Below are 24,188 nucleotides of genomic sequence, written 5' to 3'. Positions count from 1 at the left end.
ATCCGGCGGCCACCGCCTCGTGGATCGGGCGGGCGGACACCAGTGCAAGTTGGGCTCCGTCTGCCGTGTGGCGGTGCCTCGTGGCTTCCAGCACTGGAGAAATACCGTGACTGTCACATCGCACAACCCTTTCACCGCAACCGTTCTCGGCCTTCCGCGTATCGGGCCGCGGCGCGAGCTCAAACGCGCGATCGAGAACTACTGGGTGGGCCGCATCGACGGCGACGAACTGCGCGTGGTCGCCGAGGCGCTGCGGGCCGACCAGCTGACCGCCCTGCAGGCGGCCGGGCTGGATTCGGTGCCCGTCGGCACCTTCTCCTACTACGACCAGATGCTCGATACCGCCGTACTGCTCGGCGCGCTGCCGCCGCGGGTCGCCGGGATCGAGGACCCGCTGGACCGGTATTTCGCCGCCGCGCGGGGTGCCGAGTCGATCGAACCCTTGGAGATGACCAAGTGGTTCGACACCAACTACCACTACCTGGTCCCGGAGATCGCCGCCGACACCGAATTCGCCCTACATCCGGAGAAGCCGCTCGGCGAACTGCGGGAGGCGCTGGCGCTCGGCGTGCCCGCGCGTCCGGTCGTCATCGGGCCGCTGACCTTCCTGAAGCTGGCCAAGGGCGTCGACGGCTCGGATCCGCTGAGCCGCTCGAGCGAGCTGGTGCCGCTGTATCGGGATCTGTTGCGGCAGTTGGCCGACGCCGGGGCGACCTGGGTGCAGCTGGACGAGCCGGCGCTCGTGACCGATCTCACCGACGACGAAATCGCGCTGGTCCGTGAGACCTACGCACAACTGTCGCAGCCCTCCGAGCGGCCCGCGATTCTGGTGGCGACGTACTTCGGCCGCCCCGGTGCGGCCCTGGGCGCGCTGGCCGCCACCGATATCGAAGGCATCGCAGTCGATTTCACCCGCGGCACCACCGTGTCCGATATCGCCGGTGTGCCCGCACTGTCCGGGAAGCTCTTGGTAGCGGGCGTGGTGAACGGCCGCAACGTCTGGCGCACCGATCTCGATCAGGCGCTCGGCACCCTCGGAACCCTGCTGGGTAGCACCGGTGGGCTGGCGGTGTCGACGTCGAGTTCGCTACTGCACGTGCCGTATTCGCTGGCTGCCGAAACCGAGCTGGATCCGGCGCTGCGGTCGTGGCTGGCGTTCGGCGCGGAGAAGGTGACCGAGGTGCGGACCCTGGCGACCGCGCTGCGCGAGGGCACCGAGGCGGTGGCGGACGAATTGACCACCGCCCGTGCCGCTCTGGCGAGCCGCCGCACCGATGCGCGCCTGCACAACGAGACCGTGCGGGCACGTCTGAGCGCCCTGGGTCCCGATGCCATCCGTCGTGCCCCCGCGGCGCAACGCCGTGCGCTGCAACAGGAAAGGCTGCAACTGCCGCCGTTGCCGACCACGACGATCGGCTCCTATCCGCAGACACCGGCGATCCGCAAGGCTCGGGCGGCCTTCCGCAACGGCGAGATCACCGCGGAGCAGTATCGGGAGCGGATGCGGGGCGAGATCGCCGATGTCGTTGCACTGCAGGAGAAGCTGGGGCTGGATGTGCTGGTGCACGGCGAGCCGGAACGCAACGACATGGTGCAGTACTTCGCCGAGCAGCTCGACGGCTTCGCCGCCACCGCCCACGGCTGGGTGCAGTCCTACGGCACCCGGTGCGTGCGGCCGCCGATCCTGTTCGGTGACGTGGTGCGGCCCGAACCGATGACGGTGGAGTGGATCACCTACGCCCAGTCGCTGACCGACAAACCGGTCAAGGGCATGCTCACCGGCCCGGTGACGATTCTGGCGTGGTCGTTCGTGCGCGACGACCAGCCGTTGGCCGACACCGCCCGGCAGGTGGCGCTGGCGATCCGGGACGAGACGGTCGATCTGCAGTCGGCCGGAATCCGCATCGTCCAGGTCGACGAGCCCGCCCTGCGCGAGCTGCTGCCGCTGCGCGCGGAGGCCCAGCCGGACTACCTCGACTGGTCGGTGACGGCCTTCCGGCTGGCGACCAGCGGGGTGTCGGATGCCACCCAGATCCACACCCACCTGTGCTATTCGGAGTTCGGCGAGGTCATCGACGCCATCGCGGGCCTGGATGCCGACGTCACCTCCATCGAGGCGGCCCGTTCGCGCATGGAGGTCGTGGACGACCTCAACGCGGCCGGTTTCGACCTCGGTGTCGGCCCCGGCGTCTACGACATCCACTCTCCCCGAGTGCCGAGCGTCGAGGAGATCACCACCTCCCTGCGCGCGGCCCTCGAAGCCATCCCCGCCAACCGCCTCTGGGTCAACCCCGACTGCGGTCTGAAGACCCGCGGCCCGGCCGAGGTCGAGTCGGCCCTGCGCAACATGGTCGAGGCCGCCCGCGCAGTCCGCTGACGAAGCCCCGTCATCGCGGCCCCTAGGGCCGCGATGACGGGTCTCGCACCTATACGGTGTCCAGAGTGCGTTGGGGGACACCGACGTACGCGGACAACGGGCGGATGAGGGTATTGGAGGAGCCCTGTTCGATGATGTGGGCGGTCCAGCCCGTGATACGGCTCATGACGAAGATCGGGGTGAACATGTCGATGTCGAATCCGAGTAGGTAGTAGGCCGGGCCCGCCGGAAAATCGAGATTCGGTTTGATGCCGGTGGCCTCGGCCATGGTGGTTTCCAGTTCGGAATACATGCGCAGCCAGCGGGTGTCGCCCAGGACGACGGCGATGTCCTCGAGGGCGGCCTTCATGGTGGGGACCCGGGAGTCGCCGTTCTTGTAGACGCGGTGGCCGAAGCCCATCACCTTCTGTTTGCGGGACAGCTTGTCGCGCAACCAGTCTCGGGCTCGCTCCGGCTCCCCGATCTCGAGCATCATATGCATGACGGCCTCGTTGGCGCCGCCGTGCAGTGGCCCCTTCAATGCGCCGATGGCTGCCGTCACCGCGCTGTACATATCGGACTGGGTGGAGGTCACCACGCGCGCCGCGAAGGTCGAGGCGTTGAAACTGTGTTCGGCGTAGAGGATCAGCGATGTCTCGAATGCGCGCACGAGCCGCGGGTCCAGCTGCCGGGCCTGCTCGCCGAAGCACATGAACAGGAAGTTCTCGGCGAACCCGCGGGACTCGTCGGGGGCGATCGGATCCAGGCCCCGGCGCCGGCGCATATCGGCCGCCACCACCGTGGGCAGCACGGCGGTCATGCGCAATGCCTTGGTCAGCAACGCCTCCCGGCTGGTCCCCCGGTCCTCCAACGGATCCTCGGCCCCCAGATAGCTGACGACCGTCCGCACCACATCCATCGGATGACAGGTGTCGGGCAGCTTGCCGACCAACGCCAGCAGCGACCGATCCGCATGCCGCAGTGCGCGTTCCCTCTCGCACAGCGACGCCAGCCGGACGGCGTCGGGCAGCTCCCCATACCACAGCAGATGGGCGATCTCTTCGAAACTGCACCGGCGGGCCAGATCCTGCACCGGATAGCCGCGGTAGATGAGGGAATTGGTCTCGGGCACCACCTTCGAGATCGCGGTCGTATCGACGACGACGCCCGCCAGCCCCTTCTTGATCTCGTTCATGATTGGTCACTCGCTCACGGTGAAAGTGAAGATGCTGGAATCGAATTCGTTGTAGCGCTGGTAGTCGAGCAGCTCGTAGAGACGGGACCGATGCTGCATGCGGTCCAGCAGCTCGACTTGAGTTCCGGTGGCAGCGATCTCGCGTAACCCCTGCTCGACCGCGTGCATGGCCAGGCGCAGGGTGGTCACCGGATAGATGACCGCGTTGTAGCCCAGATCTTCCAGCTGTCGCGCGGGCAGCAGCTCGGACTTGCCGAACTCGGTCATATTGGCCAGCAGCGGAGTATCCACGGCGGCACGGAAGGCCGCGAACTCGCTCGCGTCGGCGAGTGCCTCGGTGAAGATCAGGTCGGCACCGGCATCGGCGTAGGCCTTGGCCCGATCGATGGCCGCGGCCAGGCCCTCGACGGCGCGGGCATCGGTGCGGGCGCAGATGACGAAATCGGGATCGCGCCGCGCCGAGGCCGCGGCCCGGATGCGGCGCACCATCTCCTCGGCGGGGACCACCGCCTTGCCGTCGAGATGCCCGCAACGCTTGGGATTGACCTGATCCTCGAAATGCGCGCCCGCGACACCGGCCTCCTCGAGCAGCGTGACCGTCCGAGCGGCGTTCATCGGCTCGCCGAATCCGGTATCGGCGTCGATCAGGGTCGGCAGGTCGGTCACCCGGGCCACCGCGCGGCCCCGCTCGGCCACCTCGCTCAGCGTCGTCAGCCCGATATCGGGCAGGGCCAGCTCGGCCGAGATCACCGCGCCGGAGACGTACACGCCGTCGAAGCCGAGCTCTTGAATCAGCTTGGCCACCAACGGATTGAACGCACCCGGCAGCCGCTGGATACGCCCGCCGGCCAGCCCCGCCCGAAACGCCGCCCGCTTGTCCGAGGCCGACGCGCGCGCGGCCATGAGCCCGGTCATCGGCCCCACCGTCCTAGGCTGGCAGTATGTCCGACACTCCGCGCCTGCGCTACCGGCTGATCACCGGCGTCGACGACGCCCGATTCTGCGAGCGGATCAGCAAGTTGCTCGACGAGGGTTACCGGCTGCACGGTTCGCCGTCGGTCACCTTCAACGGCCAGCACGTGATCGCCGCCCAGGCCGTGGTGTGGGATCCGAGCTGAGCCGCTCATCCGAAGATCCCCTTCCCGGTCGCGGGCGCCGACGCCAGCACCTCGGGTGCCACGGTGAACGTCAGCTGGTCGAGCTCACCGGCGCGTAGCCGCGGAACGCGCTGTGCCACTTCGAGGAAGCGGTCCTGTTCGGCAGGGTCGAGCACCCACTCGGTGAGGGTCCGGAACTTCTCGATGTACTGCGCGCGCCCGAACGGCCGCGCCCCCAGCGGGTGCGCGTCGGCCACCGCCAGCTCGTCGACGATCGTCTCGCCGGTGTCCAAGGTCACCACGGCGCGTGCGCCGAACGCCTTTTCCTGCGGATCGGTGGAGTGATACCGCCGGGTCCACTCCGGATCCTCGACGGTGCTGATCTTGTGCCACAGCTCGACGGTGTCGGGCCGCCGCGCCCGCTCCGGCGCATACGAGCGCTCGTGATGCCAGGTGCCGTCCTGCAGGGCGACGGCGAAGATATACGGCACCGAATGGTCGAGGGTTTCCCTGCTCGCGTGCGGATCGTATTTCTGCGGATCACCCGAGCCGCTGCCGATCACCACGTGGGTGTGATGGCTGGTGTGCAGCACGATCGACGTCACGCGCGCGAGATCGCCTATGCGCGAGCGCATTCGGCGGGCCAGATCGATCGGCGCCTGGCTCTGATATTCGGCCGCATGCTCTTTGGTGTAGCTGTCCAGGATCGCCCGTTTCGGCTCACCCGGAACCGGTAGCGGCACCTGATATTCCGCGTCCGGCCCACCGAGCAGCCGGGCGATCACACCGTCCTCCCCCTCCCAGATCGGGGCCGGGGAACCCTCGCCGCGCATGGCGCGATCCACCGCCTCGACGGCCATCTTGCCCGCGAACGCCGGGGCGAACGCCTTCCAGCTGGAGATCTCGCCCTTGCGGGACTGGCGGGTCGCGGTGGTCGTGTGCAGGGCCTGGCCGATCGCCTGATAGATCACCTCGACATCGAGCCCCAGGAGGGTGCCGATCCCGGCCGCCGCGGACGGTCCCAGGTGGGCCACATGGTCGATCTTGTGCTCGTGCAGGCAGATTCCGCGGGACAGATCGATCTGGATCTCGTAACCCGTTGCCAGTCCGCGGATCAGCTCGGCCCCGCTGCGACCGGCATGCTGGGCCACGGCCAGGATCGGCGGAATGTTATCGCCCGGATGGGAGTACTCCGCGGCCAGGAAGGTGTCGTGGAAATCCAACTCGCGCACCGCGACGCCGTTCGCCCACGCCGCCCACTCCGGCGAGACCCGTTGTGCCGCCGGAAGTCCGAACACCGTGGCGCCGGGCGAATACGGATGCGCCTGCGCCTGGCGCCGTGCCGTCGTGGGCGGTCGGCGAACCAGGGATGCCGCGGCCACCCCGGCGTTGTCGATGATCCGGTCGATGACCGCCTCGGCCACCTCCCCCGACACCGGCACCGGGTCGGCGGCGACCTCCGCGATCCGCGTCGCCAGATGATCCGCACGGGGGAAATCGGCCGACGACGGGTGGGTGCGTACGATTTGAGCCTTCATACTTCGCACGCTACGCAGCGGCGCGCCGGGACAAAACACCTCGCAATCGCAGATTTTTGTCGGCGAGTACCGTTAAAATTGCAATGTTTGCGAAGATGGGGGGTAGCATCTGCACGTGCGCAAGATGTATGCGGGTGCCCGACTACGGCGGTTGCGCGAGGAACGACGGATGACCCAGGCCGCCCTGGCAAAATCCCTGGACCTTTCTCCCAGCTACCTCAACCAGCTCGAGCGCGACCAGCGGCCGCTCACCATCCCGGTGCTGCTGAAGCTGAACTCGACCTTCGACCTGGACGTGCAGTTCTTCGCCGCCGATTCCGACGCCCGGCTGGTATCGGACCTGCACGAGGTGCTGGTGGAGGCCGCGGGCGGCACCGCGCCACCCACCGCCGAGGTGGAGGATCTGGCGACCCGGTTACCCGAGGTCGCCAAGACCATCGTGGCCATGCACCGGCGCCTGCGCGCGGCCACCGATCAGCTGGATCTGCTGTCCTCCAAGGTCGCGACCCCCACCGGCGCCCCCGGGGTGCCGATGCCGTACGAGGACGTGCGCGACTTCTTCTACGACCACCACAACCACATCGCCCAGCTCGACCTGGCCGCCGAGCGGCTGTTCGAGGAATGCGGTCTGTCCATCGGCTCGCTGGACCGGCAGCTGGCCCGCGTCGCCGAGGAGAAGGCGGGGGTGACGGTGCTGGTGCGCGGCGACGGCGCCGACCCGACCATTCCCAAGCGCCACTACGAGGCCGAGACCCGCACCCTGACCCTCGCGCGGCGGCTGCGGCCCGGACAGCGGGCCTTCCAGATCGCCACCACACTCGCCTTTCTGCTGTACGGGCCGCTGCTGGACGAGGTGCTTGGCGATACACCATCGCTGACCGGCGAGTCGCGGGCGCTGGCCCGCGTGGGGCTGGCCAACTACTTCGCCGGAGCGCTGATCCTGCCGTACGGGAAGTTCCTGCGCTCGGCCGAGGAACTGCGCTACGACATCGACCTGCTCGGGCTGCGCTTCGAGGTGGGGTTCGAAACCGTCTGCCACCGCCTGAGCACGCTGCAGCGGCAGGGGCAGCGCGGAGTGCCGTTCTTCTTCGTGCGCACCGATCGCGCGGGCAATATCTCCAAACGGCAATCCGCGACGGCGTTCCATTTCTCCCGGGTCGGCGGCAGTTGCCCGCTGTGGGTGGTGCACGATGCGTTCGCCCATCCGGGCCGGATTCTCACTCAGGTCGCATCGATGCCCGACGGCCGCCGGTACCTGTGGATCGCGCGTACCACCAACCCGGCCCCGCACGGATTCAGCACCGCCACCAAGGAATTCGCCGTCGGCCTCGGCTGCGATATCGAATACGCCGACCGCCTGGTGTACTCCAAGGGCCTGCAACTCGACGACCCGTCGGCCGCGGTTCCGATCGGCGCGGGCTGCAAGGTGTGTGAACGCGCGGCCTGTCCCCAACGCGCCTTCCCGCAGATCGGCCGCCCCCTCGCCATCCCGGAGACGACGTCCATCGACCTGCCCTACCCGCGCGCCGCCCGCTGAGGTCGGAGCGGGCCGGGAACACGAGAAATCGGCCTGCTACGACTTGGCGAGGTATTCCAGGCGTTCGGAGTCGACGGCGGCGTGCATCATCGAGGCCAGGCCGGGATGGTTGAGCAGGCCCGGGTCGGATTCGACCACCTCGCGGGCCAGTTGCTGGGCGGCGGTGATGACCTCGAGGTCGTCGAGCAGCGACAGCAGGCGCAGGCTGCGGGCGGTGCCGGACTGGGCCGAGCCGAGAACGTCGCCCTCGCGGCGCTGGCGCAGGTCCAGAACCGACAGTTCGAATCCGTCGAGGGTGCCGGCGACGGCCTCGAGCCGGGCCATGGCGGTGCCCATCGGCGAGGTTTCGGTGATGAGCAAGCACAGGCCGGGATGCTTACCGCGCCCGACCCGCCCGCGCAGCTGATGCAGCTGGCTGACGCCGAACCGGTCGGCGTCCACGATCACCATCACCGTCGCGTTCGGCACGTCCACGCCGACCTCGACCACGGTCGTGCACACCAGCACATCGACGTCGCCGTCGTTGAAGGCCCGCATCACGCGGTCCTTCTCGTCGTTCGGCAACCGCCCGTGCAGCAGGCCGACGCGCAGCTCGGCCAGCGGACCGGTCCGCAGCGTCTCGTACACGTCGATCGCGGCGTGCGTGGTCGGAGGTTCCTTCTCCTCGGCGGCTTTACCCTTGCGGCCCTTACCCTTTCCGTCCTCTTCCTCGTCGCCGATGCGCGAGCACACCACGTAGGCCTGCCGCCCCGCGGCAACTTCCTCGCGGATCCGCTCCCAGGCCCGCTCCACCCAAGCCGGTTTCATCTTCGCCGGTACCACACGGGTGGTGATCGGTGAACGTCCGCGCGGCAGTTCGGTCAGCGTGGAGGTCTCCAGATCGCCGAGGGTGGTCATGGCGATGGTGCGCGGGATCGGGGTCGCGGTCATCACCAGCAGATGCGGACTGATCCCCTGTTCGGCCTTCGCGCGCAAGGCATCTCGCTGCTCCACACCGAAGCGGTGCTGTTCGTCGACGATCACCATGCCCAGGTCGTGGAATTCGACCGCGTCCTGAATCAGCGCGTGCGTGCCGATGACGATGCCCGCCTCGCCGGTCACCGCATCCAGCAGGGCGGCCTTCTTCTCGCGCGCCGACATCGACCCGGTGACCAGCACCACCTTGGTGGCCCGCTCGTCGGCGCCCAGCTCACCCGCGTTGCCCAGATCGCCGAGCATGGCGCGCAGCGATCGATAGTGCTGGGCCGCAAGAACTTCCGTCGGCGCGAGCAGAGCACACTGCAGCCCGGCGTCGACCACCTGCAGCATGGCGTGCAGCGCGACGATCGTCTTACCGGAGCCGACCTCGCCCTGCAGCAGCCGATGCATCGGATGGCTGCGCGACAGGTCGCCGGAGATCTCCGCGATCACCTTCTGCTGCCCGGCGGTCAGCTCGAACGGCAGCCGCTGCTCGAAGGCCGCCGCGATCCCGTCGCTTCGGGGCGGGCAGGCATGCGCGGTCCGGCCTTCCACATCGTGACGGCGTTCGGCCAGTACCAGCTGCAGGGCCAGCGCCTCGTCGAAACGCAAACGCTCCCTGGCCTGTTCGATATCGGACTTGCGTTCCGGCAGGTGGATCAGGCGCAGCGCATCCGAGACCGCCATCAGGCCGCGATCGTCCCGGATGTCCTGCGACAGTGGGTCGTCGATCGGATCCAGCTGGTCCAGTACCTGTCGCACACAGGCCAGCAGATCCCAGCTCTGCACCTTGGCCGTCGCCGGATACACCGGAATGTATTCCCGTTCGAAGAACGAGACATCCACGCCCTCGGCGCCTTTCGCGCTCTGCGCCAGCCCCCGCAGGCTGCCGCTGCCGCGCACGGAGGTGAGATTCTCGACCGACTCCCCCGCCTCGGGCAGGATCAGATATGACGGGTGCGACAGATTCCACCGGTCCGGCCGCCACCAGTGCACGGTGCCCGACATCATGGCCCGAACACCCTGTTTGACAAGGTAACTCACCTTGTCGCCGTTGAAGAAGGTGATCTCGACCGGCCGGGCGGAGCCGGTGTCGAGTTCGACCTTGAGCAGTTTGCCGCGGCGCTGGCGCATCGGCCTCAGTTCGGTCTTGGTCACCCGGCCGACCACGGTGATATGCGCGCCCTCCTCGGGCGCCTCCTCGGTCAGCGGCTGCCCCTGCGTCGCATAGCGCAGCGGATAGTGCCGCAGCAGATCCTCCACGGTCTGCATATCGAAGGCGTCGGCCAGCGGTTCGGCCGCCTTCACACCCAGCACATGGTCGAGCCGGTCGCTCAGTGTCGCCATCTATTCCACCCCGATCTGCACCAGGTCCACGGGCTGGCCACCCTCGTAGGCGACGACCTCCACTCCCGGGAAGGTCGCGGTGATGTGCGCGGTCAACTCCTCGGCCAACCCGCTCGGAGCGTCGGCGCCCAGCAGCAGGGTGACCAGCTCGCCGCCCAGGCCCAGCATCCGGTCGAGCAGGGTGCGCGCCGCGTGGCGCACATCGCGATCGATGACCACCACGTCGTGGCCGACCAGACCGAGCCCGTCGCCCTGCTCGCAGGTGCCGACGATGGTCAGCGCCCGTTCGGCGGCGACCCGCAGGGCACCCCAGCGGGTGGCGGCCGCCGCCTCCGACATGGTGAAGGCGTCGTCGACGGCGATCCGGCCATCGTCGTGCAGCGCCAGCGCCGCCAATCCCTGCACCATCGACCCGCTCGGCAGCATGAGCACCTCGCGCTGCCCGTCTCGGGCGGCGACGCTCACCGCCACCAGTTCGTGCGCCGGCAGCGAGCCGTTGGGCAGCACCAGCACCTCACGATGCGGCATCCGTCGGATGGCCTCCAGCAGAACGTCGGCGGTGACCGGCCCGTCCAACACCACCGCACCCGCGTCCTCGAACAACCGTGCGGCACCCGCGCCCTCCGCCACCGCGAGGATTCCCCGATCGGCCGGACCATGGGCGGCAAAGGGATTCACCGCGAGCCCTTCGATACGGATCCTCCCGAGCGTTCCCGCGGCCAGCCCCGCCTCCACGGCAGCCCCCGCATCCGCGCAGTGCACATGGGCGGAGAAGGTGCCCGCACCGTCCCCGACGACGACAACCGAATCCCCCAGCTCACCGAGACGCGCGCGCAGGGCGCCGACCCGTCCTTCGTCGGTGTCGGTCAGTAGATACATGACCTCGTATTGCGGAACGGCCGCGCGCGCCGCGTGAACGTGCTCGAGCACCCCCGCGGCAAGCCCCTGCGCCATTCCGGCCTGCCGAGTTCCCACCGGAATGACGGAAGCGTCGCTTCCCGCGAGGCCATGCACCGACTCGCGCGTCTCGAGGTACTTCGGCCGCACCGGAGCCCGGCCCGTGATCGCCTCCACCAGCGCATCGAACAGCACCAGCAGCCCACGTCCCCCCGCGTCCACCACCCCGGCCTCACGCAACACTCGCAACTGCGACGGCGTGTCCCCCAATGCCTTCGCTGCCCCGTCGGCCGCGGTCAGCGCCACCTCGGCGAGTGTGTCGTCGTCGGCGTCGGTGACCCGGTGGGCCACGGCGTCCAAGACGGTGAGCATGGTCCCCTCGACCGGCGCGCTCAATGCCTCCCGGACCAGAATTGCCGCACGCCGCAGCGCATCGCGCAAGGAGAATGCGGTCAGCGGCTCGTCCGCGACGGCTTCGGCAAGCCCCCTCAGCACCTGGGACAGGATGATGCCCGAATTGCCCCGGGCGCCCACGGTCCCCGCGCGGGCCATCGCCTCGAGCACCGCTCCCGCCGGCGCATCGCTCTGGATGGGAGACGTCCCCTCGACGGCCGCGCGCATGGTCGCCAGCATGTTGGTGCCCGTATCGGAGTCGGCGACCGGGAAGACGTTGAGGGCATTGATCTCGTCGCGATGCTGTTCGAGCCGGTCCAGACAGAGCCGTCCCCAGCGCGCCAACGCCGCCCCATCGAGCTCCCGCACCCCGGGCACGTCACCGTCCTTCCGCCACTGCTGCGATCCCGCACACACCCGCCCGCCAGCCTAGTCGCCCCCACCGACACGGCCGCCGCGCACTCCTGCCGACGTCCCTGTCGTATTCGCCATTCCACGGCGATTGTGCCGCAAACCACACTGCCACCCGCCGGGCCCGCGCGAGCGGGGGCGATTGGACATGGCAACGCACCGCCCGCTACTCTTGCAGGGTTGCCGCACGCGGCCGTGGGTCGGTTGCGGGCGTCGGCGGGTCTCGCCGACAGGCATTGACGACAAGTTTCCGGACAGGCTGTCCCGCGAAGACAGCGGTCCCCACATGACATGAAGGAGCTCGCGACTATGGCTGCCGTCTGCGACGTCTGCGCCAAGGGCCCCGGCTTCGGTAAGTCGGTTTCGCACTCGCACCGGCGCACCAACCGTCGCTGGAACCCGAACATCCAGACCGTCCGTGCGCAGGTCGCGCCGGGCAACACCCGCCGGATGAACGTGTGCACCTCCTGCCTGAAGGCGGGCAAGGTCGTCCGCGGCTGAGCTGCGCGCACCCACTCTCCAACGCCCCGGCACCCGATAGGGTGGGCCGGGGCGTTGTCGTCTACCCGGTCCATGCGGCGGAGGGGATCATGAGCGAGCGTCGCTGGCGGATCCTCCCGCTCGCCGCCGAACACACCCGCAGCCTGGCCGAATGCCATATCGCCTGCTGGCGCGAGGCATATGTCGGCCTCGTCCGCACCCATATCCTGGCCGCCTTCGACGTGGATCAGCGCACCGCAGGGTGGGAACGCATCCGGGTGCGATATCCGAATTCCACGATGGTCGCGATCGTCGACGACACCGTCATCGGATTCGCCCACGCCGACTCACCCCGTGACGAACCGCCGGTGGCCGACCGGGAACTGAAGGCCATGTACGTCCGCGCCGCCTGGTACGGCACCGGCGTCGCCCACGATCTGATGCGCGCGGTCCTCGAGCCCACGATCGATACGTCGCTGTGGGTGTTCGAGGAGAATCCGCGCGCCCAGACCTTCTATCGGAAATACGGCTTCGAACTCGACGGCGGCCGCAGGACCGAAACATTCACTCCGGCCGTCGAGGTCCGGATGGTTCGCCGCGCGAACCTCAGTCGTGGCCGTTGAAGCAGTCCAGGCCGCCCGCCGCGCTGACGCTCTGGAAGATGCACAGGACCCGCGCGTTCACATTGGACGACAGCGACGCCGACCCGGTCTGCGGATCGTAGAGGGCCAGCACGGGACCGGCCTCCTGAGTCGTCGCCTCGGGCTCCAGCGGGATCGGCGCGGCCTGTGCCACCGCCGGGGCGCCCAGGATGGCCGCTCCGGCGGCGACGGTCACGACGGCACCGCGCACGGACTTGATCTGCATGCAACTGCTCCTGATTCGCTCGAACATCCAACCCGGCTATGGCAAGCGCCAGTCGACCGGGGCGGCACCTAATGTACCGAGCAATTCGTTGGTGCGGGAGAAAGGCCTCGATCCGAAGAATCCGCGCGAAGCGGACAGCGGTGAGGGATGGGCGGATTCGACATAGGGCACCCCGCCCAGCATGGGCTTCAGCGTCGCGGCATCGCGGCCCCACAGAATGGCGACCAGCGGCTGGTTGCGGGCGACCAGTGCGCGAATCGCCTGTTCGGTCACCGCTTCCCAGCCCTTGCCCCGATGCGAGGCGGGCTGTCCGGGCTGCACGGTGAGCACCCTGTTCAGCAGCAGCACGCCCTGATCCGACCATGGTGACAGGTCACCGCACGACGGCGTCGGGTGCCCGAGGTCGCGGGAGTATTCGGAGAAGATGTTGGCCAGGCTGCGCGGGACCGGCGAAACGTCCGGTGCCACCGAGAAACTCAGTCCCATCGCGTGACCGGGTGTCGGATACGGGTCCTGACCCACGATCAGCACCCGCACCTTGTCGAAGGGCCGCTGGAACGCCCGTAGCACGTTCTCACCCTTCGGCAGATATCCGCGCCCGGCGGCGTTCTCGGCGCGCAGGAATTCGCCCATCGCGCCGATGCGGTCGGCGACCGGCGCGAGTGCCTCGGCCCAGCCCGTATCGATGATCTCCGACAGTGGTTTAGCGCCCATGTCGGGACAACATATCGTGGACGGTTTCACGGCGGTAGCTCACCCACCTCCGGTGAACGATTCCCAGCCGAGCGGGCCGGACCACGAGCGCCCGTCGACGGTCACGCCGGATCCGTCCTCGACCCGTCCGACCCGCGTCCACCCGGCGGGAAGATCTTGTGCGGGAGCGAAAGTGGCCGCGAAGGCGTGGTCCTCGCCACCGGCGAGTGACCAGGCCAGGGGGTCGGCGTCCAGCAGCCCGGCGACCGGTTCCAGGTCCGGGTCGCGCACCGCGGCCGAATCCAGATCGACGGCCACACCGGAGGATTCGGCGATATGCCCGATATCGGCGAGCAGCCCGTCGGACACATCGGTCATGGCGGACACTCCGGCGTCGGCGGGCAGGCTCAGCACCGACTCGTAGGGCGGCTGCGGAAGCCGGTGGGCGGCAACGATTTCGGGGAAGCGCTCCGGATCGATCCCGGCCGACAGAATCGCCAGCCCGGCCGCCGACCAGCCGAGCCGACCGGCCACCGCGACGATATCGCCGGGCCGCGCGCCCGACCGCAGCACCGGCGGCCGTTCCACCGGATCGCCGAAGGCGGTCACCGAGATCACCAGCAGCGGACTGCCCACGACGTCACCGCCCGCGATGGAACCGCCCGATCGCCCTGCCTCGGCCCACAGCCCCTCCGTCAGACCGTCGACGAATTCGACGGCGGTGTCGTTGGGACAGGCCAGGGATACCAGATATGCCGTCGGCCGCGCGCCCATCGCCACCACGTCGGCGGCGTTCTGCGCGATGGCCTTGGCACCGATCTCGTGCGCGCTCGACCAGTCCAGCCGGAAATGGCGATCCTGCACCAGCATGTCGGCGCTCACCACGAACCGCCCGGCGGGCGCCGCCACCACCGCGGCATCGTCACCGGGTCCGAGCAGCACTCCGGGTGCCTGGCTCCGCCCCCGATTCATGCGCGCGATCAGCCCGAACTCCCCCAGGTCGCGCACGGTGCGCGGGCTGCTGTCGGTGATGACCGTCTCCTTCCGTGAGCCGCGGCGTCGGCGGCGGACCCACAGACGCTACCGTGACCGCCTATCCGGATAGAACCGCCCTGGTCACGGGCGCCACCAGCGATTCGCTACCCTCGGACACGCAATCCAACGACCACCGGCCGCGGCGGCACCCGTCGATCCGACGCGGCCCGGCACGAGCGGAGACGAACCCCCGGATGAGCAACGACACGGACCGACCCGACGCGGATACGGCCGGCGATACCGCCGACCGGCAGGATGACGCCGCGACCTCGCGCGACGCGAAGGCGACGTCCGATCGGTACGGCTCGGCCGCGCCCGAGTCGCCGAAAATGCCTGCCGCGCTGATCGCCACGGCCGTCGCGCTCCCGGTCGCGCTGATCGTCGCCGTGCTCGTCATCGCCGTGATGTCGCGCCAGCACACCACGCGCGAGCCGCTCGCGCTCGGGTCGGTCCCCTCGCCGGGCGCCACCGGCCAGGCCTGCACCGCCCTGCTGCCCGCCCTGCCCGACAAGGTCGGCGACTACACCAGGGCCGAACTGGCGCAACCGGCGCCGCCCGCCACCGTGGCCTGGCAGCTGCCCGACGGCGGCGACCCGATCGTGCTGCGCTGCGGCCTGGATCGCCCGCTGGAATTCGTCAAGGGCACTTCACTGCAGGTGGTCAACGGCGTCAACTGGTTCGAGGTCCGCGACCAGACCAGCGGCGTCACCTCCGGCACCTGGTTCGCCGTCGACCGCGGCAGCTATATCGCCGTGACCATGCCCCACAACACCGGTCCCACACCGCTGCAGGACATTTCGAACGCGATCACCAAGGTGCTGCCCGAACAGCCGCTGGATCCGGGTCCGGCGCCGAACTGACGACGGTCAGGGGCGGCGCAGCCGAGCCGTCCCCGAGTTCAAGTCCAGATCGACACCGCCCGGGGAGCCGTCGCCCGGGTTCTCCCGGTGCATCAGCACCGACTGGCGTTCCCGGAATTCGTGCTGCTTGCCCGCATTGAAGACCGCGTCGAACTGCTCGAAGCCGATGGTGGCCGCGCCGCGCCCGTCCGCGTCGCGCATCCACGGCAACGCGGCACGCCCGGTCACCTTCCGATACATCACCTCGGCGAAGGCGACGGCGATGATCAACAACGCCAGGCCCGGAATCGTCATAGCCACGATCACCCCGCCAGAATACTGCCGACCCGGTTCCCGCGGGCTTGACGACGGCCACCGCGGGCGGCAACATCGGCCCGCATGCGAAAGCTTCATATCTCCGGGCTCGGAGCCGTAATCGCCGCTACCGCAGGCGCTTTGATCATCGCCGCCCCGCAGGCCGCCGCGAACCGGGTGAGCCTGGGCATCGGGCAGGGCCTGAGCAACGGCTACGGCACCGGCTGCACCTACATCCTCACCGCCACCGCCGATCGGGACGCCCATCGCACGATATTCCTCGACAACGGCCGGGAGATCCGCGGCGGCGAGAAGAACGTGTCGGGCAACACCGTCACCCAGACCTGGACACCCGCCACCCCCGGCCAGCATGTGCTCACCGCCAAGGTGATCGTGGGCGACCTGGCCGAGACCAGCATCAGCGTCCAGGTGGGTAACGGCGTCAACCTGGGCAGCGCCTGCGCCGTCCTGTAATCCGGCGCGCCTCAGCGCAGGCCGGTGCCGCGCGCCAGCGCCGTTTCGATCAGGGTGGTCACCAGCGTCGCGTTATCGATGCCGGTGGCCTCCCACATGCGCGGGTACATCGAGATCGAGGTCATCCCGGGCATGGTGTTGATCTCGTTGATGACCGGGCCGTCGGCGGTGACGAAGAAATCGACCCGCGCCAGACCCTGGCAGTCCAGCGCGCGGAAGGCGCCCACGGCCAGCTCCCGAATCTGCTGTGCGACATCGTCGTCCAGTTTGGCCGGAATATCGAACTCGCAGACGTCGTCGAGGTACTTGGTGTCGAAGTCGTAGAAGTCGGGCACCTGTGCGCCGGGCTCGGCGTCCACCTCGGGCATCCGGATCTCGGCCACCACACTGGCCTGCACCCGGCCGTCCGGGAATTCGAGTACGCCGCATTCCACTTCGCGCCCGGCGATGGACGCCTCCACGAGCACCTTCGGATCATGCTGGCGCGCAACGGCAATGGCGGCGTCCAGATCGTCCCAGTTGTCCACCTTGGTGATGCCGATCGAGGATCCGCCGCGGGCGGGCTTGACGAAGACCGGCAATTCCAGCCGTTCCCGATCGGCCTCGCTCACCGTCGCCACGCCCGGGCGCAGCACCACGTGCTCGCCCACCGGAATACCCTCGGCCACAAGGAGTTTCTTCATGAACTCCTTGTCCATCCCGGTCGCACTGGCCAGCACACCCGGCCCGACGTAGGGCAATCCGGCCATTTCGAGCAGGCCCTGCACGGTGCCGTCCTCGCCGAAAGCGCCGTGCAACACGGGGAATACGACATCGAGGGCCCCCGGCCCGGCCGTGCCGTCGAGCGGGACGAGGCTTCCGGCGCGGGTCGGATCGGCCGCCAGCACCAGTTCGGTGTTCCCGCCGTCCACCGCGGGCAGCGAGCGGTCGGCGATGGCCAGCGCGCGGGCGTCGGATCCGGCCAGCACCCAGGCGCCGTCGCGCGTGATCCCGATCGGTAGCGCCTCGAACCGCTGCGGGTCGAGGTTGCGTAGCACGAAACCGGCCGATACGCACGACACGGCGTGCTCGTTGCTGCGCCCGCCGAAGACCACCCCGACCCTGATCCGGTTGTTCATAGACCGAACCGTACCCAAGCCGCCGCGCGACCAATCATTCCGGTTTCATCCGCCGCCCGAGCAGCTGCCCCACCGCATCCGACACCGACAGGCCTTCGTGGCAGACCTGGTGCACCGCGGTGGTCAACGGCATCTCCACCCCGTGCCGCTCGGCCAGCGCCCGGATCGAGGTACACGACTTGACGCCCTCGGCGACCTGACCGTGGGTGGCCTGCTGCGCGGCCTCCATCGATCCGCCCGCGCCGAGCACCCGGCCGAACGAGCGATTGCGCGACAGCGGCGAGGTGCAGGTGGCCACCAGGTCGCCGACGCCCGCCAGCCCGGCCAGGGTCACCGGATTGGCGCCGAGCGCGACCCCCAGCCGCATGATCTCGGCCAGGCCGCGGGTGATCAGGCTGGCGATCGAGTTGTCACCCAGCCCCATCCCGGCGGCGATACCGCAGGCCATCGCGATGACGTTTTTACACGCGCCGCCGAGCTCGCAGCCGACCACATCGGTATTGGTATAGGGGCGGAAGTAGCCGGTGGCGCAGGCGTGCTGCACCGCCTCGGCCCGCCCGGTGTCGGTGCAGGCGACCACGGTGGCGGCCGGTTGCTCGGCGGCGATCTCCCCGGCCAGGTTCGGACCGGACAGCACGGCGATCCGTCCGGCGTCCGCACCGGTCACCTCGCCGATCACCTCGCTCATCCGCAGCAGGGTGCCGGTCTCGATGCCCTTGGCCAGGCTCAGCAGCGTGGCATCGCCGGGAACGGCCGGTTTCCAGGCCTCGAGGTTGGCGCGCAGCGACTGCGACGGCACCGCCAGCACCACGATCTGCGCGCCGTCGAGCGCCACCCGGTAGTCGTCGGTGGCGGCGATGCCGGGTAGCGAGACCTCCGGCAGATAGGTGGGGTTGCGGTGCTCGGTCGCCAGCGTCTTGGCCACCTCCGCCCGGCGGGCCCACATCGTCACCGTGGTTCCCGCATCGTTGCACACCTTCGCGAACGCGGTACCCCACGAGCCCGCACCCATCACAGCCACCCTTGTCATGAGGCCAATATGCCATCCGCGCGAGATCGGAGTGCCCCTCGTGCGCGAACCCGACCGTGCGGTGTGATCGACCCGGCACGACGTCCGCCACGACACCCGGGCGTGCGAGGATTGGCGCATGCGTCCGGATGCCGTCCACGCCGTGATCGCGGTGAAACACCTCGATCGGGCGAAGAGCCGACTCGCCGACCGGCTGCCTCCCGTCGACCGGTCCCGGCTGGTGCTGGCCATGCTCTGCGACACCGTGACCGCCGCCGCCGAGGCGGGCCTGGGGTCGGTCACCGTGGTGACCCCCGACGCCGAGGTTGCCGACACGGTGCGCGCGCTCGGCGCGGTGGTCCACCCCGACCCGGTGAGTTCGCCCGAGGACGGACTCAACGCGGCGCTGTCGGATGCGGCCGCCGCGGTGCGCCGCCGCCACGGCGCGGTGGATCTGCTTGCGCTGCAGGCGGATCTGCCCGCCCTGCGGCCGAACGAGTTGTGCGACATGCTGGCCGCGGCGCCGAGCGGCCGCGCGATCGTGGCCGACCATGCCGGGCGGGGCACCGCCGCGCTGCTGGTGCGCGGCGGAGTCGCCCCGCTGGCACCGCTTTTCGGGGTGGATTCGGCGCGGCGTCACATCGCCTCCGGGGCAACCGATCTGGCCGGGCACTGGCCGGGTCTGCGGCAGGACGTCGACACCGCCGAGGATCTGCGGCGGGCCGTCGAACTCGGCGTCGGTCCCGCCACCGCCGCACTGCTCGACGACATCGGCTGGCCGCGACCTGTTCATGTGGATCTCACGCGGAGGTGCCCGGCCGGGTCACATGTGTGCTAGACGATCGCCGGAGGGCGTCGTACGGTGTCGATCGGCGGTGTCACGCGAGGCGCCGCCCGACTGATAGGGAATGATCGTGAGCGTGAGCGATACGGATGTCCAGCAGCCGCGACTACCGGCTGCGCCGCCGGCGGCGACGCCCCCGCCCACCGCCCCGGCAGCGCAGCAGTTGCCGCAGGATCGCTACCTCAACCGCGAGCTGAGCTGGCTGGATTTCAACGCTCGGGTGCTCGCCCTGGCCGAAGACCCCTCCGAACCGCTGCTCGAGCGCGCCAAATTCCTCGCGATCTTCGCCTCCAATCTCGACGAGTTCTACATGGTCCGGGTGGCCGGCCTCAAGCGCCGCGCCGAGGCCGGGCTCTCGGTCCGCTCCGCCGACGGCCTGTCCCCCACCGAACAGCTGGCCCTCATCGCCGAACGCACCCAGGATCTGGCCGTGCGCCACGCCCGCGTCTTCCTCGATCAGGTGCGTCCCGCGCTGGCCGCGGAGGGCATCGCGATCATCGGCTGGGCCGATCTCGACGACGATGAGCGCCAGCGCCTTTCGGGGTATTTCCAGGATCAGGTTTTCCCGGTGCTCACCCCGCTGGCGGTCGATCCGGCCCACCCGTTCCCCTACATCAGCGGCCTGAGCCTGAACCTGGCCGTGACGGTGAAGGACAGCGAGACCGGCGGAGAACACTTCGCCCGGGTGAAGGTCCCCGACAACGTGGACCGGTTCGTGCGGGTGCGGCGCAGCCCCGGCACCCGCGAGCCGCGCACCGCGGCCAGCCGCGAACCCGACGGCAGCACCGGGGTGAACCTGGCCGCCTTCCTGCCGATGGAGGACCTGATCGCGGCGCATCTGGATCAGCTGTTCCCCGGCATGGACGTGGTGGAACACCACTCGTTCCGGATCACCCGCAACGCCGACTTCGAGGTCGACGAGGACCGCGACGAGGATCTGCTGCAGGCGCTGGAACGGGAACTGGCACGCCGACGTTTCGGATCGCCGGTGCGGCTCGAGGTGTCCGACGACATGACCGAGCACATGCTCGATCTGCTCCTGCGCGAACTCGACGTCGATCCCGGCGACGTGATCCAGGTCCCCGGTCTGCTCGACCTGTCGTGCCTGTGGCAGGTCTACGGCGTGGACCGCCCCGCGCTCAAGGACGCCCCGTACGTCCCGGCCACCCCGCCCGCGTTCGGCGAAAGAGAAACGCCGCGTAACGTTTTCGCCGCCCTGCGGGAGGGCGACGTGCTGGTGCATCACCCGTACGACTCCTTCTCCACCAGCGTGCAGCGGTTCATCGAACAGGCCGCCGCCGATCCGCAGGTGCTGGCGATCAAACAGACCCTCTACCGCACCTCCGGCGACTCCCCCATCGTCAATGCGCTCATCGATGCCGCCGAGGCCGGCAAGCAGGTGGTGGCGCTGGTGGAGATCAAGGCCCGCTTCGACGAGCAGGCCAACATCAAATGGGCCCGCCAGCTGGAGCAGGCGGGCGTGCACGTGGTCTACGGGCTCATCGGCCTGAAGACGCACTGCAAGACGTGCCTGGTGGTGCGCCGCGAGGGCGCCACCATCCGCCGCTACTGCCATATCGGCACCGGCAACTACAACCCCAAGACCGCCCGGCTCTACGAGGATGTCGGATTGCTCACGGCCGCACCGGAAATCGGGGCCGATTTGACCGATCTGTTCAACTCGCTGACCGGCTACTCGCGAAAGGCCAACTACCGCAACCTGTTGGTGGCGCCCTCGAGTGTCCGCTCCGGCATCATCGAGCGGATTCGCCGCGAGACCGAGCTGGCGCAGCAGGGGCTGCCCGCCCGGATCCGGTTGAAGTGCAACGCGATCGTCGACGAACAGGTGATCGACGCGCTCTACCGAGCCTCCCAGGCCGGGGTGCCGGTGGAGATCGTGGTGCGCAGCATCTGCGGGCTGCGGCCCGGCGTGCCGGAGATGAGCGAGAACATCCATGTGCGCTCGATTCTGGGCCGCTTCCTGGAACATTCGCGCATCCTGCACTTCCGCGCCCAGGACGAGTACTGGATCGGCAGCGCCGACATGATGCACCGCAATCTGGACCGGCGCGTGGAAGTCATGGCGCAGGTGAAGGATCCGAAGCTGTGTGAGCAGTTGGAGGTCGTCTTCGACTCGGCCCTGCATCCTTCGACGCGCTGCTGGGTACTCCAGGCCGACGGCAGCTGGCAGGCCCAGCCGATACCCGAGACCGACGGTCGGGACGAACCGGTACGCGACCATCAGGAGTTCCTCATGCGACTGCGACGGCCGGATCAGCAGTGAACCACTCGGTGACACAGGATTCCGAAGATGTCGGGGTCTCCGATCCCCGCGTCACCGCCAACATTCTCGCCGCCGGCGCGGTGCTGTGGCGGCGGCAGCCCGACGGTGCGATCGAGGTCGCCGTGGTGCACCGGCGCAAATACGACGACTGGTCGCTGCCCAAGGGCAAACTCGACCCGGGTGAGACCCCGATGGTCGCCGCGGTGCGCGAGGTCGGCGAGGAGACCGGCCTGCGCTGCCGTCTGGGCCGCTATCTGGGGCATGTCACCTATCCGGTGACCGGCCATCGGAAGTTGAAGCGGGTCGACTACTGGGTGGCCGACGTCACCGGCGGCCGGTTCCACGCCAATTCCGAGGTCGACGTGCTGGAATGGCATCGCGTCGACCAGGTGATGGACCAGCTGTCGTATCCGATGGATCGCCGCATTCTGCGCAATTTCCTGCGGCTGCCGCCCGATACGGCCACCCTGCTGGTGGTCCGCCATGCCAAGGCCGGGCGCCGGGGCCGATTCGCCGGTCCCGATGACGAACGGCCGCTGGAGAAGGCGGGCCGGAACCAGGCGCAGGCGCTGACGCCGAATCTGCTTGCATTCGGGGCGTCGGAGATCTATTCGGCGCCGCCGCTGCGCTGTGTGCAGACGGTGGAGCCGCTGGCCGAAACCCTCGGCGTCGACATCGCCCTGGAACCGCTGCTGTCCGAATCCGGTTATGCCGCAGCGCCGCAGGACTCCCTGACCCGCGCCCGCGAGCTGGTGTCCACCGACGCCGTCCGGGTGCTCTGTAGTCAGGGGAAGGTGATTCCGCATCTGCTGGCGGCCTGGGCCGAAAAGGACGGTGTCGCACTGCCGCCCGCCCGCAACCGCAAGGGCAGCGTCTGGGTGCTGTCGGTGGCCGACGGCCGCCTGGTGGCCGCCGACCACCTGGATGCGGCCCTGCGCCCGCGCTGACGGCCGTACGGGCACGAATCCGGGCTCGGCCACACCCACAAATGGCCCGCCGCCCAACAACTGCCCCGGACACACACGAAACGGCCCCGGCCGCATGGCCGGGGCCGTTTTCGTCGGTATTCAGCGACGCCGTGCGGCGGGCCGCTTGGCGGCCGTCCGCTTGGCGGCGGTCCGCTTGGCGGTGGCCCGCTTGGCGGTTGTCCGCTTCGCGGCCGTCTTCTTGGCGGCCGTCTTCTTGGCCGTGGTCTTCTTGGCGGTCGCCTTCTTGGCGGTCTTCTTGGCGGTCGTCTTCTTGGCCGTGGTCTTCTTGGCCGTGGCCTTCTTCGCCGGAGCCTTCTTGGCTGCCTTCTTGGCCGTGGTCTTCTTCGCGGTGGTCTTCTTGGCGGTCGTCTTCTTGGCCGCCTTCCTGGCGGTCTTCTTCGCGCCACCCGACACCGGCGCTGCCACACCGCGTTTCACGGCCGGGCCGGCCGCCGCGATCTTCTGCTTGCCCGCAATGATCGCCTTGAACTGCGCACCCGGGCGGAACGCGGGCACCGAAGTGGGCTTCACCTTGACGGTTTCGCCGGTACGGGGGTTACGCGCCACCCGAGCCGCCCGCTTCCGCTGTTCGAACACACCGAATCCGGTGATGGTGACACTCTGACCCTTGTTCACCGCACGCACGATCGTGTCGACAATCTGCTCGACTGCCGCAGTGGCCGTGCGCCTGTCAGTGCCCAACTTCTCGGTCAGAACGTCGATCAGTTCCGCCTTGTTCATTGAATCCTCCGCAGACTAATGGCCCGTCGTCGGACCGACTAGGTACCACGGTAAACCTTCATTGGGCAAGAGTCTATGTGCCACGCCAAATTTCATGTGGCGTGGCACACGTGCAGCAATCGCGATTGGTAGCTCTCAGCTAACACCCAGGAGTGTTTACGTCTGCGAAATAGGGTCCGGAATGGTGGTGGGTTTCCAAGCTGGCCTTGCCTTTTCGAACTCGGCGATGGCCCCTTCCTGGCGGAGCGTCAGCCCGATGTCGTCCAGACCCTCGAGCAGACGCCACCTGGTGTAGTCGTCAATATCGAAGGGCAACACGGTGGTTCCAGCGGTCACCGTGCGGGCCTCGAGGTCCACGATCAATTCCAGACCGGGCTGTTCCTCGAGCAACTTCCAGAGCAATTCGACATCATGTTGTGACATTCGGGCCGTCACCAGGCCACCTTTGCCCGCGTTACCGCGGAAGATGTCGGCGAACCGGGAGGAGATCACCACCCGGAAGCCGTAGTCCATCAGGGCCCAGACAGCGTGCTCACGTGAGGATCCGGTGCCGAAATCCGGACCGGCGACCAGGACTGTGCCCCGGTTGTAGGGCTCGGTGTTCAGAATGAAGGCCGGATCCGAACGCCAGGCCGCGAACAGGCCGTCCTCGAAACCGGTTCGAGTGACGCGCTTGAGGTAGACCGCCGGGATGATCTGGTCGGTGTCGACGTTGGATCGGCGCAGCGGCACCCCGATCCCCTTGTGCACCTTGAAGGGTTCCACGAGTTCTCCTGAGTGTCGGTGAAAGTCC

23 protein-coding genes are annotated in these 24,188 nt (G+C 68.8%); 10 read left to right on the top strand and 13 right to left on the bottom strand.

Annotation, left to right across the window (positions count from 1 at the left end):
• Positions 1 to 106 precede the first annotated feature (106 nt).
• Positions 107 to 2,377, top strand: a complete 2,271-nt coding sequence (gene metE / locus IU452_RS12215) for a 5-methyltetrahydropteroyltriglutamate--homocysteine S-methyltransferase (protein ID WP_195109130.1) — start codon at positions 107 to 109, stop codon at positions 2,375 to 2,377.
• A 49-nt stretch (positions 2,378 to 2,426) separates the two neighbouring features.
• Here metE and IU452_RS12210 read toward each other — a convergent pair whose 3' ends face one another.
• Positions 2,427 to 3,551, bottom strand: coding sequence for a bifunctional 2-methylcitrate synthase/citrate synthase (locus IU452_RS12210; protein WP_195109129.1), 1,125 nt, complete (start codon positions 3,549 to 3,551; stop codon positions 2,427 to 2,429).
• Positions 3,552 to 3,557: 6 nt separating this feature from the next.
• Entirely contained in the window at positions 3,558 to 4,466 is a 909-nt protein-coding gene (gene prpB, locus IU452_RS12205) for a methylisocitrate lyase (RefSeq protein ID WP_195109128.1), read from the bottom strand.
• Positions 4,467 to 4,492: 26 nt separating this feature from the next.
• Here prpB and IU452_RS12200 point away from each other — a divergent pair, with 26 nt between their 5' ends.
• Entirely contained in the window at positions 4,493 to 4,669 is a 177-nt protein-coding gene (locus tag IU452_RS12200) for a DUF1737 domain-containing protein (RefSeq protein ID WP_195109127.1), read from the top strand.
• Between the two features lie 5 nt (positions 4,670 to 4,674).
• Here IU452_RS12200 and IU452_RS12195 read toward each other — a convergent pair whose 3' ends face one another.
• Complete coding sequence (locus IU452_RS12195; RefSeq protein WP_195109126.1) at positions 4,675 to 6,186, bottom strand: MmgE/PrpD family protein; 1,512 nt, start codon at positions 6,184 to 6,186, stop codon at positions 4,675 to 4,677.
• 115 nt (positions 6,187 to 6,301) lie between these two features.
• On the opposite strand from IU452_RS12195, the gene IU452_RS12190 reads away from it, so the two are divergent.
• Complete coding sequence (locus tag IU452_RS12190) at positions 6,302 to 7,723, top strand: short-chain fatty acyl-CoA regulator family protein (RefSeq protein WP_195109125.1); 1,422 nt, start codon at positions 6,302 to 6,304, stop codon at positions 7,721 to 7,723.
• A 36-nt stretch (positions 7,724 to 7,759) separates the two neighbouring features.
• Here IU452_RS12190 and recG read toward each other — a convergent pair whose 3' ends face one another.
• Positions 7,760 to 10,027 carry an ATP-dependent DNA helicase RecG gene (recG, locus tag IU452_RS12185; protein WP_195109124.1) on the bottom strand — a complete coding sequence of 756 codons (2,268 nt, stop codon included), beginning with the start codon at positions 10,025 to 10,027 and terminating at the stop codon, positions 7,760 to 7,762.
• Positions 10,028 to 11,695 (bottom strand): DAK2 domain-containing protein, encoded by a 1,668-nt coding sequence (locus tag IU452_RS12180; RefSeq protein WP_195109123.1) that lies wholly within the window; start codon positions 11,693 to 11,695, stop codon positions 10,028 to 10,030.
• A 342-nt stretch (positions 11,696 to 12,037) separates the two neighbouring features.
• Between IU452_RS12180 and rpmB the strand changes: the two genes are divergently transcribed.
• On the top strand, positions 12,038 to 12,229 hold the full coding sequence (rpmB, locus tag IU452_RS12175; protein WP_011210730.1) for a 50S ribosomal protein L28: 192 nt from the start codon (positions 12,038 to 12,040) through the stop codon (positions 12,227 to 12,229).
• Positions 12,230 to 12,318: 89 nt separating this feature from the next.
• Entirely contained in the window at positions 12,319 to 12,831 is a 513-nt protein-coding gene (locus IU452_RS12170; protein WP_195109122.1) for a GNAT family N-acetyltransferase, read from the top strand.
• Here IU452_RS12170 and IU452_RS12165 read toward each other — a convergent pair.
• The 3 genes from IU452_RS12165 to IU452_RS12155 are packed head-to-tail and all read right to left on the bottom strand — an operon-like array spanning position 12,815 to position 14,800.
• Positions 12,815 to 13,075 carry a hypothetical protein gene (locus IU452_RS12165; protein ID WP_195109121.1) on the bottom strand — a complete coding sequence of 87 codons (261 nt, stop codon included), beginning with the start codon at positions 13,073 to 13,075 and terminating at the stop codon, positions 12,815 to 12,817. The genes IU452_RS12170 and IU452_RS12165 overlap by 17 nt on opposite strands.
• Positions 13,076 to 13,111: 36 nt before the next feature.
• A complete protein-coding gene (locus IU452_RS12160; protein WP_195109120.1) occupies positions 13,112 to 13,789 on the bottom strand; it encodes a uracil-DNA glycosylase in 678 nt (225 codons plus the stop codon).
• Positions 13,790 to 13,828: 39 nt separating this feature from the next.
• On the bottom strand, positions 13,829 to 14,800 hold the full coding sequence (locus IU452_RS12155; RefSeq protein ID WP_195109592.1) for a thiamine-phosphate kinase: 972 nt from the start codon (positions 14,798 to 14,800) through the stop codon (positions 13,829 to 13,831).
• Between the two features lie 197 nt (positions 14,801 to 14,997).
• Here IU452_RS12155 and IU452_RS12150 point away from each other — a divergent pair, with 197 nt between their 5' ends.
• The gene (locus IU452_RS12150; RefSeq protein WP_195109119.1) at positions 14,998 to 15,663 is read left to right on the top strand and encodes a DUF3515 domain-containing protein; all 666 of its coding nucleotides are present in this window, start codon (positions 14,998 to 15,000) and stop codon (positions 15,661 to 15,663) included.
• A gap of 6 nt (positions 15,664 to 15,669) precedes the next feature.
• Here the strand turns inward: IU452_RS12150 and IU452_RS12145 are convergent, their stop codons facing one another.
• Positions 15,670 to 15,969 (bottom strand): DUF6191 domain-containing protein, encoded by a 300-nt coding sequence (locus IU452_RS12145; protein ID WP_324192569.1) that lies wholly within the window; start codon positions 15,967 to 15,969, stop codon positions 15,670 to 15,672.
• Between the two features lie 72 nt (positions 15,970 to 16,041).
• Here IU452_RS12145 and IU452_RS12140 point away from each other — a divergent pair, with 72 nt between their 5' ends.
• The gene (locus IU452_RS12140) at positions 16,042 to 16,431 is read left to right on the top strand and encodes a hypothetical protein (RefSeq protein ID WP_195109118.1); all 390 of its coding nucleotides are present in this window, start codon (positions 16,042 to 16,044) and stop codon (positions 16,429 to 16,431) included.
• An 11-nt stretch (positions 16,432 to 16,442) separates the two neighbouring features.
• Here IU452_RS12140 and IU452_RS12135 read toward each other — a convergent pair whose 3' ends face one another.
• Both IU452_RS12135 and IU452_RS12130 read right to left on the bottom strand, forming a co-directional pair.
• Complete coding sequence (locus IU452_RS12135) at positions 16,443 to 17,549, bottom strand: D-alanine--D-alanine ligase family protein (RefSeq protein WP_195109117.1); 1,107 nt, start codon at positions 17,547 to 17,549, stop codon at positions 16,443 to 16,445.
• Between the two features lie 34 nt (positions 17,550 to 17,583).
• On the bottom strand, positions 17,584 to 18,579 hold the full coding sequence (locus tag IU452_RS12130) for an NAD(P)H-dependent glycerol-3-phosphate dehydrogenase (RefSeq protein WP_195109116.1): 996 nt from the start codon (positions 18,577 to 18,579) through the stop codon (positions 17,584 to 17,586).
• A 118-nt stretch (positions 18,580 to 18,697) separates the two neighbouring features.
• Between IU452_RS12130 and cofC the strand changes: the two genes are divergently transcribed.
• The 3 genes from cofC to IU452_RS12115 all read left to right on the top strand — a co-directional run bounded on the left by cofC (position 18,698) and on the right by IU452_RS12115 (position 22,633).
• The gene (gene cofC / locus IU452_RS12125; RefSeq protein WP_195109115.1) at positions 18,698 to 19,396 is read left to right on the top strand and encodes a 2-phospho-L-lactate guanylyltransferase; all 699 of its coding nucleotides are present in this window, start codon (positions 18,698 to 18,700) and stop codon (positions 19,394 to 19,396) included.
• Positions 19,397 to 19,466: 70 nt separating this feature from the next.
• Complete coding sequence (locus IU452_RS12120; protein ID WP_195109114.1) at positions 19,467 to 21,686, top strand: RNA degradosome polyphosphate kinase; 2,220 nt, start codon at positions 19,467 to 19,469, stop codon at positions 21,684 to 21,686.
• Positions 21,687 to 21,694: 8 nt separating this feature from the next.
• A complete protein-coding gene (locus IU452_RS12115; protein ID WP_195109113.1) occupies positions 21,695 to 22,633 on the top strand; it encodes an NUDIX hydrolase in 939 nt (312 codons plus the stop codon).
• 120 nt (positions 22,634 to 22,753) lie between these two features.
• Here the strand turns inward: IU452_RS12115 and IU452_RS12110 are convergent, their stop codons facing one another.
• Together IU452_RS12110 and leuD are read right to left on the bottom strand one after the other, a co-directional pair.
• Positions 22,754 to 23,395: an HU family DNA-binding protein gene (locus IU452_RS12110; protein WP_195109112.1), complete on the bottom strand. Its 642-nt coding sequence runs from the start codon at positions 23,393 to 23,395 to the stop codon at positions 22,754 to 22,756.
• 156 nt (positions 23,396 to 23,551) lie between these two features.
• Positions 23,552 to 24,160, bottom strand: a complete 609-nt coding sequence (gene leuD / locus IU452_RS12105) for a 3-isopropylmalate dehydratase small subunit (protein WP_195109111.1) — start codon at positions 24,158 to 24,160, stop codon at positions 23,552 to 23,554.
• Positions 24,161 to 24,188: the final 28 nt, after the last annotated feature.

It is taken from the genome of Nocardia transvalensis (assembly GCF_015477765.1).
In the GTDB taxonomy this organism is placed as follows: Bacteria; Actinomycetota; Actinomycetes; order Mycobacteriales; family Mycobacteriaceae; genus Nocardia; species Nocardia transvalensis_A.
This window is presented reverse-complemented; position numbering and strand designations above follow the sequence as displayed.